Source organism: Phytoactinopolyspora endophytica (assembly GCF_004138495.1).
GTDB classification, from domain to species: Bacteria; Actinomycetota; Actinomycetes; order Jiangellales; family Jiangellaceae; genus Phytoactinopolyspora; species Phytoactinopolyspora endophytica.
Window position 1 is genome coordinate 106345 of sequence record NZ_ML142861.1, and the last position, 1836, is coordinate 108180.

2 protein-coding genes are annotated in these 1836 nt (G+C 71.1%); both read right to left on the reverse strand.

The window, feature by feature from the left end:
* Positions 1–989, reverse strand: a 989-nt coding sequence (locus ELR45_RS22730) for a 4-(cytidine 5'-diphospho)-2-C-methyl-D-erythritol kinase (protein ID WP_129668473.1), incomplete at its 3' end; no start/stop codon positions are given.
* Positions 990–1014: 25 nt separating this feature from the next.
* A partial coding sequence (gene rsmA, locus ELR45_RS22735) for a 16S rRNA (adenine(1518)-N(6)/adenine(1519)-N(6))-dimethyltransferase RsmA (protein WP_129668474.1) occupies positions 1015–1836 on the reverse strand: 822 nt, incomplete at its 5' end.

Consider the following 1836-nt stretch of genomic DNA (forward strand, 5'->3'; position numbering starts at 1 on the left):
ACCGGCCCGACGACGGCCTGCGCCGTGCGGCACGTCCCGGAGGCCGTCAACGCCTGAACGACGGCGGCTGCGTGCGTTCCGTTGCGGGCCAGGAAGACACACGTGGGACCGGACCCCGAGACAATGCCGCCCAACGCTCCGGCATCGCGCCCAGCGGCCAGGGTCTCGCTCAAGCCTGGCCGGAGGTCCAGCGCGGCCGCCTGCATGTCGTTCACCATCAGGGAACCGACGGCTTGCGCGTCGCCGCGTTCGACGGCCGCGACCAGACGTGGATCCATCGCGGGTGGTTCGACCGCCGACGACGAACGGGCGGACGGGCCGGGTTGCCCACGCAACTCGTCCAGACGGCGGTATACGGCCGGGGTAGACAGCTCACCGTCCGCGACGGCCAGCACCCAGTGCAGCTCACGCTCCGCGCGCACCGGCTCCAGCCGCTCGCCACGCCCCGTTCCCAAGGCGGTGCCTCCCACGACGGAGAACGGCACGTCACTGCCGAGGGCCGCTGCGACCTGTGACAGGCGCTCCACAGGCCACCCGAGACCCCAGAGCGTGTTGCAGGCCAGCAGCGCGCCGGCCGCGTCGGCGCTGCCTCCGGCCAGACCGCCGGCCACCGGTATGCCTTTGCGCACCCGCAGCGCCGCACGTCCCGGGACTCCAGCTTCCTCCGCCAAGGCACGCACGGCCCGCACCGCCAGGTTCGACCCGTCCGCTGGAACGCCGCTGCTGTACGGACCTTCGAGCTCGAGCGTCACCTCGTGCGGTATCGCCGGAGAGGATGCGCCGAGGGCCTGATAGCCGTTGGCGCCTCGGAGCGACGCCCCCGCGTCACCGTCCGCCTGGCGAACGCTGTCGTCGTCGCACACCGTCAGCTCGTCGTACATCGAGACGGCATGGAACAGGGTCGCCAGATCGTGGAAGCCGTCCGCCCTCGGCGGCCCCACCCGGAGCGCGATGTTGATCTTCGCGGGTACGCGGACAGTGACCTGCATGCTGGCGACCATATCGGAGCCGGGCTCAGGCCTTCGCCGCCGCGATGCGGGCGAAGTCCTCGATCCTCAGCTGTTCACCACGTGACGACGGGTCCACGCCGGCCAGCCGCAACGCCTCTTCCGCCGCCGACGACGATCCGGCCCACCCCTTCAAAGCCGCCCGCAGGGTCTTGCGCCGCTGCGCGAACGCCGCGTCGATCACGGCGAACACCGCCCGCCGAGGCGCACCGGCCGTCGACGTGTTCCACGGCTCGGCGTGGCGCTCGAGCAGGACGAGCCCCGAGTCCACGTTCGGCATCGGCCAGAACACCGACCGCCCTATCGAACCCGCGTGGCTGACCTTCGCGTACCACGCCGCCTTCACCGACGGCACGCCGTACACACGCGAGCCGGGTTCTGCGGCCAGCCGGTCGGCGACTTCCTTCTGCACCATGACCAGCACTCGTCGCAGGCTGGGAAAGTTCTCCAGCATGTGCAACAGGACCGGGACCGCCACGTTGTACGGCAGATTCGCCACCAGCGCTGTCGGCGGCGGACCGGGCAGATCGGCCACTTTTAGCGCATCGGCCCGCACCACATCCAGCCTGTCGGCCAACGCGGGGGCATGCTCGGCCACCGTGGCCGGCAGGATGCCCGCGAGCGACGGGTCGACCTCGACGGCCACCACGCGGGCGGCCTCGGGAAGCAACGCCAGGGTCAGCGAGCCCAGCCCGGGCCCCACCTCGACGACGACATCGTCGGCGTGCACATCGGCGACGCGGACGATTCGCCGCACCGTATTGGGGTCGATGACGAAGTTCTGACCCAACGTCTTGGTCGGTCGCAGACCGAGCGACGCCGCCAAACG